We start from the raw sequence: 8,260 nt of genomic DNA on the forward strand, positions 1-8,260 counted from the left end.
GTTCGTCCAGCATCATCTGACGGAGTCGGGTCACACTGACCTCCTTGTGACCCAAAAGCTATCCCAGCCAACAAACTACTCGACAGCCACAGAAGTAGCGGCCGCCGCGCAGCGGCTTAGTTCAAACGGGCTAGCGTTTACTAATTTCCTGTGGAGGACTTTCCATCTGGACAAAAAGTCGCCATCTCGTACACATATCCTCCTGCGGATTGCGTCCCTGAGTGGTGAAAAGCCAGTTGTCCCCGTAGGCGATCTTACATCCAATGGACTGGATTTGTAAATACTGGCCGACTTCCGGACCGATTCGTCCTGGCTCTTGCTGTGTAGGGTCTCTCTGTAGCCTCCAAAACAGCATGAAAGTACTCCTCCTCAATCAGTTCAGGCCAACTGAACCTGCCGAGCCGGACACTTGCGAGGAACAGGTCAGAGAATGATATAAATCAGTTGCATCCACAGATCACGTGCTAATGGAATCCTAATGCCTGATCAATCCGCTCCTGAAGCCCTCTTTCGTCCTTTCAATCGCCGCCGTTTTCTAAAAGCTGCCGGATCTGCCGCCATTCTTCCTGCCGCTCTTCGCAGCTTCGGTGCGGAAACACCGGCTACCTCGCCAAATAACCGCATCAATCTGGGCGTGATAGGCATGGGATGGCAGGGGCCCGGAAACACGGAAGCGTTTCTAACGTTGTCGGACTGCCAGGTCGTCGCGACGTGCGATATCGACACAAGTCATCTTCAGGCGGCCGTCAAGAAGATAAATGATGCCTATGGGAATGAGGACTGCAAGGCCTACCACGATTATCGTGAGCTGCTGGCCCGCGACGATATTGATGCCGTGATGATCGCCGTCCCCGACCACTGGCATGAGATCGTCGCCACCGAAGCTGCGCGGCATAAGAAAGACATATACGGCGAAAAGCCTCTCGCGCACACGATAGCTGAACAGCAGTCGATAGTCCGCGCCGTCCAAACGAACAAGATCATTTGGCAGATGGGATCGTGGCAGCGTTCCGTTCCCATGTTTCACAAAGCCGCAGAGATTGTTAGAAACGGGCTGATTGGAGATGTGACCCATGTCGAGGTCGGCCTGCCAGGTGGCAATGCAGATTTCGACGACGTTGAGAAGGAAGCGCTTGCGCGGCTGGCGACCGAAGGTCAAAACGTCGGCAGCCTGGAGCAAATCGTGTCCGGTTCGCCAGCCTGGAAATTGCTCGTCAACGATCCTCCCAAAGAACTCGACTACGAGATGTGGATCGGCCCGTCGAAGATGGAGCCCTACATCAGGGCCCGTTCTCACAAATCCTGGCGCTGGAACTACAACACCGGTGGCGGCGAGCTTCTGGATTGGATCGGACATCATTGCGATATCGCCCATTGGGGCCTCGACTTCGACAAGACCGGTCCATACGAGGTCGAAGGCAGCGGTGAACTTCCTCCAGCAAACGCTGTGTGGAACACTGCCCCTAAATACCGGTTTGAGCTGAAGTATCCGCGCGGTATCACGATGACGATCGCCGGTGGCTACCCGGACATCAAGACGGGCGTGAAATGGATCGGGACTGAGGGCTGGGTGTGGGTGGATCGCGAGGGATTCGACGCGTCGAACCCGGCCTGGAAGCAAGGAAAATACCTGCCTCGGGAGTTGCGTAAGGTGAAGCTGTACACCTCATCCGATCACCAGCAGAACTTCCTGGATTGCATCAAAACCCGTCAAGTCACCGTCACACCCGTGGAAGTCGGTCACAACTCCGCGCTTCCTGGTCATCTTTGTCGTATTGCGATGGCCACTGGGAGAAAGATCCGGTGGAATGCGAAGGAGGAGAAGATCATCGGTGATCTGCAAGCCAGCAAACTCATGACGCGCGAATACCGTGCGCCTTGGAAGATGAGCTAGCGCCGACTTTGCCAGCCGGTCCTCTTTCCATTGAGTACCAGGTTCGGAATGAGTTCGAGACTCATAGGTTTAGTCAGGGTTCAGGCCGACGATAGAATGGCCGGGTTCAATTGGAGGTTTATGCGACCCATAACACGCAGGAACTTTATTGGCGGAGCAACCGCAGTTGCTGCTTTCTCTTCAACGAAGTTCTCGTTTGGAATGCCATTAGGACTAACGCCGGGCATCCAGTTGTATAGCGTGCGGGACCAGATGGCGAAGGACTTTGAAGGAACTCTGGCGGCGGTTCGCGGCGCAGGGTACCTCAAGGTGGAATCTGCTTCGCTACCGAAGAAGCCTGCGTCCGAAATCCGCAAAGCGCTCGACCAGGCTGGACTGAAGTGTGTGAGCTCCCACTGCTCGTTTACCGATGTCACGAAAGACCTGGACGCCACGACCGAATTTGAGAAGACCATTGGCGTGAGCTACATCATCTGTCCGGGACCGGGGCGCAGAAACCCTCCCTCTGCGGGCAAAAAAGTGGGTCCGCTTACGATCGATGACTGGAAATACAACGCCGAAGAGTTCAACAAAACGAGCGAGAGACTGAAAAAGGCGGGCATTACCTTCGGTTATCACAACCACTGGGCGGAATTTCAGCCGGTCGATGGCAAGGTGCCCTACGAGCTTCTGCTTGAGCTCTGCGAGCCCGACAAAGCGACCTTCGAGATGGACTGCGGTTGGGTGAGGGTTGCAGGCCAGGACCCCGCCGCTCTGATGAAGAAATATCCGCAGCGGTTCTCCATGCTTCACGTGAAAGACTTCCATCTTCCACCGAACGTTTCGTTTGCGACGCACGAAGAAGCGAAGGTGACGGAGCTGGGCCGCGGATCGATCGACTACCGGCCGATCTTTGCGCAGGCAGTAGAAAACCAGAAGATTACGCATGCCTTCGTCGAGCAGGAGGCTTTTGACATTCCGTGGCAGGAGTCGCTGAAGGTGGATGCAGACTACCTGAAAAACCTTTCTATTTAGCGTATCTCCACCGCCTGAGGGTACATGGCTGCTTCAACTGAAATAAAAATGCTTCCTGTCCGTAAAGTCGCATGGGACTTCACATTTGCTTTTCTGGCTCTGCGATTTTGGCTCGGCGTTCGAGCCTTGTTCGTCGGCATTCAGAAATATGCCGCGTACAAATCCGTTGCAATGCCTCTTATCGATCCTTCGACCGGTCAGCCGGACGCAAGCGGCGTGATGGTCAACGTGAGCGTGAAGTCCTACGCGCTGGCAAGTTACGCGGGAATCCCTGTCGGACTCAGAGACACGTTCGCTCATGACCCGCTCTTCCCGAAATTCGCATTGACGTTGTTCGATCGCATGCTTGGCCCGGCCTTCATTTTGACCGGAATCATGCTCATCATCGGTCTCGGTACGCGCGTCTCATTGCTTGTACAAGGATTGCTCTTCATCGCGCTGACGGTTGGACTGGTTTTGATCGATGCGAACGACGGTGTGGCCTATCTCGGCATCCACATCGGACTGGTAGCAGGTGCGTTTTTGCTCGCCCAGCACAACAGGTTTGCGGTTCTGAACAAATGGTAGACAAGTTGAATCGTCGTGATTTCATCAGCGCTACGGCAGTAGCGGGCGCGGCCATGCTGTTGGAAGCATGCAAGTCCGATACCGCCGAACAGACGGCAGCCGTCAAGAAGTCTTCGCTGAATACCATCAATGTCGCGCTGATTGGTTATGGTGAAGAAGGGAAGATTCTTCTCGAGTCGCTGCTTAATATTGAAGGCGTCCGGCTTGTGGCCCTCTGCGACATCTGGGACTACCACCGCGGCGAGGGGCAGCGCTACCTGCAGAAGCTCGGGAACGAAGTCCGCGTTTACGAAAACTATGAAGACCTGCTCGCCAAGGAAAAAGATCTGCAGGCGGTTTTCATCGCGACTCCCGATTTCTGGCATGCGCCGATGACGAACACCTGCCTCAAGGCAGGTCTGCATGTGTACTGCGAAAAAATGATGAGTAACACCATTGAAGGTGCGCGCTCGATGGTGAAGACCATGCGCGAGACTGGAAAGCTGTTGCAGATTGGTCACCAGCGACGCAGTAATCCACGATATGTCTTCACCTTGAATCGGCTGCTTCACGATGCCCAATTCTGCGGCCGCCTCACCGCCGTGCAGGGACAATGGAATCGGGCAGTCAAAGAGGATTTTGGCTGGCCCAAGAAATTCGAGATGCCGGCGAGCATGCTCGCTGAGTATGGCTACAAGGACATGCACCAGTTCCGTAATTGGCGCTGGTACAAAGGTCTTGGTGGCGGTCCCCTGTCCGACCTCGGCGCGCACCAGATCGACATCTTTAACTGGTGGCTGGGCATGACGCCCAAATCCGTTGTCGCCAGCGGCGGGCTGGATTATTTCAAAAACCATGACTGGTATGACAACGCGATGGTCATCTACGAGTATCCATTGGATCAGGGTGTCGCGCGCGCGTTCTACCAGGTGCAGACGACCACGAGCGCTGGCGGCGGCTATTTCGAATCGTTCATGGGCGATGACGGCACCATTAAGATGTCAGAAGATCCGTCGCTCTGCGCGATCTATCGTGAAGCTCGTGCAAATGCAGTCTCATGGGACGACCTCGTACAGAAGGGATACGTAGCCGCAAAACCGGCGGCTGCAGTGGACGCAACAAAAGTGGACGTGCGCGAGACCGCACAATTGGCGGAATACGAGATCCCGGTGTTTTTCAATAAACCTCCGCATCAGCCACACTTGGAAAACTTCTTCAACGCAATTCGGGGAACTGCGAAGTTGAATTGTCCCGCAGACGAAGCTTTCACGAGCGAATACGTCATTCACAGAGCAAACGACGCGGTGGCCGCCGAGAAAAAGCTCCTGATCACCAACGACGAAGTGAAGGCCTGAAATTATGAAAACGTTCCTTTCCAGCAAATACCTGCTCACCGCAGTCATCCTCATTCCCTCTGCAGCTCTCGCGCAGGACAAAGTTCCGCTGAAGACGCAATTGCCGCGTCCGCTCTTTGTCGGCACGCCCGTTCCGCTCAACGTGCCGAATCTAGAGCCACCGATGAAGGGCAAGCGCCCGGACTTCATGGTTCCTGCAGGCACCATCAATTTAGCCAAGGGCAAGAAAGTTACAGGAAGCGACACCAATCCCGTGGTTGGCACTTTGGACCTGGTCACCGATGGCGATAAAGCCGGCGATGAAGGCTCCTGGGTCGAACTCGGACCGGGGAAGCAGTGGGTGCAGATCGACCTGGCGAAAAGCGCAAACGTCTATGCTGTCCTCGTGTGGCACTTCCACTCCCAGGCGCGTGTCTACCGCGATGTTGTGGCCCAGGTGTCGGATGACCCCACGTTTAAATCGGGCGTTACGACGATCTTCAACAACGATTTCAAAGGTGAGCTTGGCCTCGGAGCGGGCAAGGATTTGAATTACGTCGAGACCTACCAGGGAAAGCTGATCGATGCCAAGGGTGCGAAGGGCCGCTACGTTCGCCTTTACAGCAACGGGAACACGACGAACAAGCTGAATGATTACATCGAGGTTGAAGTCTGGGGCAAGCCTGCCTGAGTTCACTCGTTCCGCCAACCCTTCAATAGGGGCTCTGGCTCCTCGTTTGTCTTGGGCCCGATGGCCCGCGTTCATTATCATCGCGCTCATCGGATTGGCGGTTCGCCTTCCGCAACTGGGCGCGCGGCCCATGCACACAGACGAAGCCATCAACGGCTACATTGTCGGACAACTGCTTCATGGTGAATCATTCACCTACGATCCGCAGGACCGACATGGTCCTGCGTTGGCAGCCCTTGCTCTGCCTCTGGCCAGGATGCAGGGAGCAAGGTCCTTCTCCGATTTGACTGAATCGGAGTTGCGCACAACGACAGTTGTAGCCGGGACGATCACGATTCTTCTTTTTGGCGCAGCAGCCGACATGTTCGGAGTAGTTCCTTGTCTGCTCGCCGCTCTGTTGTTTGCTGTTGCTCCATTGCCCGTCTACTACGACCGGTATTTCATCCATGAATCACTATTCTGCGCAGCAACGTTCGCGCTAATATTGTCGAGTTGGCATGCCTTCAATCGAAGGTCAACCGGTTACGCCGCTCTCGCAGGCGCATGCGTCGCGTTGATGGTTGCCTGCAAGGAAACCGCGATCCTTCATTTGTTCGCGCTAATCGTTGCAGCACTTGTGTTCAATGCGTGGGGCCTGCGCGGCAAGAGCTTCACCAAGTCATTCGGCCCCGGCCCGCTGCTAGCCGGCGTTTCCACGTTTCTAGCACTGATTGTCATTTTGTTCACCTGGTTCGGCAGAAACTGGAAATCGTTTTTTGCATTGTGGCGTGTGGCCCCGAATGTCTTCGCGCGCTCGGCTGGTCAGGGTCACGAGCAACCCTTCTGGTATTTCGGCAGGCTTCTTGTCGGCGGCTGGTCCGGCGGACTGCTGGTCGGTCTTGCCTGCCTCGGCCTCTTCATCGCATTTAGAAAGCGGGATGCTTCCGTCTATCAGTTCCTTGCGTACTACGGATTGCTTGTTGCCGCCATCTACAGCCTGATTCCCTATAAGACCCCGTGGCTGGCGCTCAATCTTTGGCCGCCGCTCGCTCTACTCGCGGCGATGGCTGTAGAGTCAGTCTGGTTCAGGGCCGAAAAACGGTTTGGCCGGCACGCTGCCGTTCTTTTCTTCTGCATCGCCGCAATGTTGTTGGGTGTGTTGATTGCTCACGACACGCGCCAGCGCGTCTTTCTCGCCCCAACTGACGAAAACAATCCCTATGCGTATGCACACACATCGGACGACCTCCTCGGACTTCCCGACGAGATCGCAGATGCGGCTCGCCGGGAAGGCATAAGCACCCCGCGCATCGCGGTTATCGCTTCTGATCCGTGGCCGCTGCCCTGGTACCTTCGCCGATTTCAACAAGTGGGCTTCTGGCAACCCGGGCAGCGAGTCGGAGATGCAGATTTCTACGTGACTTCCACCGAGGCCGCGGATCAATATGCCGAAACATTGCACGGCTTCCGGCCTGATTTCTTCGGGAGCCGCCCAGGCGTGCTCATCCTGTTATGGCTGCCCGAGCGAAAGTGAATGCTTATGGCTGAAATTCACCAATTCAACCACGCCGCCATGGCGACCCACTTTCAGGCGCGTATCACCGGCGAGGAGAGAACCTACGCCGCGCAAACTGCACATGCCGCCTTCGACCTTGTGGACTCGCTCGAATCCACTCTAAGCCGTTTCCGCATCGACAGCGACATTGCCCGGATCGGTGATCTGGAACCCGGCGAAAAGATGCGTTTGAGTGAGCCTGCCTTCGCCTGCCTGCAAATTGCGAAGCGGATGGACGAAGCTACACACGGCGCTTTCTGTCCCACGCCGGGCGCTCTGAAAACTCAGGCCTCGCTTCCCCAGTGGAGTTTACTGCGAGACGAGCATTCAATTCTCTGCATCAAGGGCCGGCTTGAATTCGATCTGGGTGCCATCGGCAAAGGATTCGCTCTCGACCGCATGGCCGAATTACTCCGTCAGTGGGATTGCCCGTCTTTTTTGCTGGTCGGGGGCGGGAGCAGCATTCTTGCAGGAGACCCGCCACCCGATACCCCCGGCTGGTCATGCGGCCTGGGCGAAGATAACGCATCGCAACGGTTCTTCTTGAGTCACTCGTCATTGAGCGGCTCGGGCGTGGCGGTGAAGGGTGCCCATGTTCTTGATCCGCGTACCGGCGCGCCCGCATTGCGCCAAAACCGAGCCTGGGTTCTCGCCGATACAGCATCCGAATCGGACGCCCTCTCCACAGCCTGCATGGTCCTCGGCGAGCCCGAATTGAAGGAAGTGATGGCTCAGAACGACACATGGCTGGCGTTCCTCGAAACTGACCAATCTGCGAGATCGATTGGACGCCGGGTGCCGCCGATTGAAGCGCATGGTTGTCGTGATCGGTAGAGTTCGTGAAGAAAAGCGGGCATCCAAAATCCATAGCACCCATTCGTGAGCTCATTTTGGTTCGTACCGTAGGTGCGGATTGCAAAAATTGCGCCCCCGGAAAAGGGGCTCGGATTCACTGCATTCCAGCCTGGGACTTTCCACTTGGACGAAAAGTCGGCATCTCGTCAACCTGAACCTGAGCCGGCCGTATCAGATCGTTAAGGCAGCCACATCTACGAGCAGCGGTCATGCGGCCACATGCCGAGAACACACATCGATCTGATTAGGGATCGATGAGGGTTAAGGCCTGATATGGAGTGACCCTGTCAACCCTGCGGAGTCGATGGGGTTGCTTTTGTCGTTGTCGTTGTTTTTGCTTTTCCCCGAGGACAGAGCGAGCAGCAGCCTGGGCAGGTTTGAGCGACGATTGA

The 8,260-nt window shown here is 56.0% G+C and carries 8 protein-coding genes; all 8 read left to right on the forward strand.

What is annotated here, in order from left to right; genetic code table 11:
* Positions 1-280 (forward strand): hypothetical protein (locus WCA10_RS14300; protein WP_472823208.1); only part of this gene is annotated, 280 nt, incomplete at its 5' end.
* Between the two features lie 198 nt (positions 281-478).
* Entirely contained in the window at positions 479-1,894 is a 1,416-nt protein-coding gene (locus WCA10_RS14305; protein WP_472823209.1) for a Gfo/Idh/MocA family protein, read from the forward strand.
* 201 nt (positions 1,895-2,095) lie between these two features.
* Positions 2,096-2,908: a sugar phosphate isomerase/epimerase family protein gene (locus WCA10_RS14310; protein ID WP_472823210.1), complete on the forward strand. Its 813-nt coding sequence runs from the start codon at positions 2,096-2,098 to the stop codon at positions 2,906-2,908.
* Between the two features lie 48 nt (positions 2,909-2,956).
* Positions 2,957-3,475 (forward strand): hypothetical protein, encoded by a 519-nt coding sequence (locus tag WCA10_RS14315; protein WP_472823211.1) that lies wholly within the window; start codon positions 2,957-2,959, stop codon positions 3,473-3,475.
* Positions 3,469-4,809 carry a Gfo/Idh/MocA family oxidoreductase gene (locus tag WCA10_RS14320; protein ID WP_472823212.1) on the forward strand — a complete coding sequence of 447 codons (1,341 nt, stop codon included), beginning with the start codon at positions 3,469-3,471 and terminating at the stop codon, positions 4,807-4,809. Before WCA10_RS14315 ends, WCA10_RS14320 begins: the two co-directional genes overlap by 7 nt.
* 4 nt (positions 4,810-4,813) lie before the next feature.
* Positions 4,814-5,479: a hypothetical protein gene (locus WCA10_RS14325; RefSeq protein WP_472823213.1), complete on the forward strand. Its 666-nt coding sequence runs from the start codon at positions 4,814-4,816 to the stop codon at positions 5,477-5,479.
* Entirely contained in the window at positions 5,439-6,992 is a 1,554-nt protein-coding gene (locus WCA10_RS14330) for a flippase activity-associated protein Agl23 (RefSeq protein WP_472823214.1), read from the forward strand. The genes WCA10_RS14325 and WCA10_RS14330 overlap by 41 nt, the downstream gene beginning before the upstream one ends.
* A gap of 6 nt (positions 6,993-6,998) precedes the next feature.
* A complete protein-coding gene (locus WCA10_RS14335; RefSeq protein WP_472823215.1) occupies positions 6,999-7,847 on the forward strand; it encodes an FAD:protein FMN transferase in 849 nt (282 codons plus the stop codon).
* Positions 7,848-8,260 lie beyond the last annotated feature (413 nt).

The organism is Occallatibacter sp. (genome assembly GCF_049582745.1).
GTDB lineage: Bacteria > Acidobacteriota > Terriglobia > Terriglobales > Acidobacteriaceae > Telmatobacter.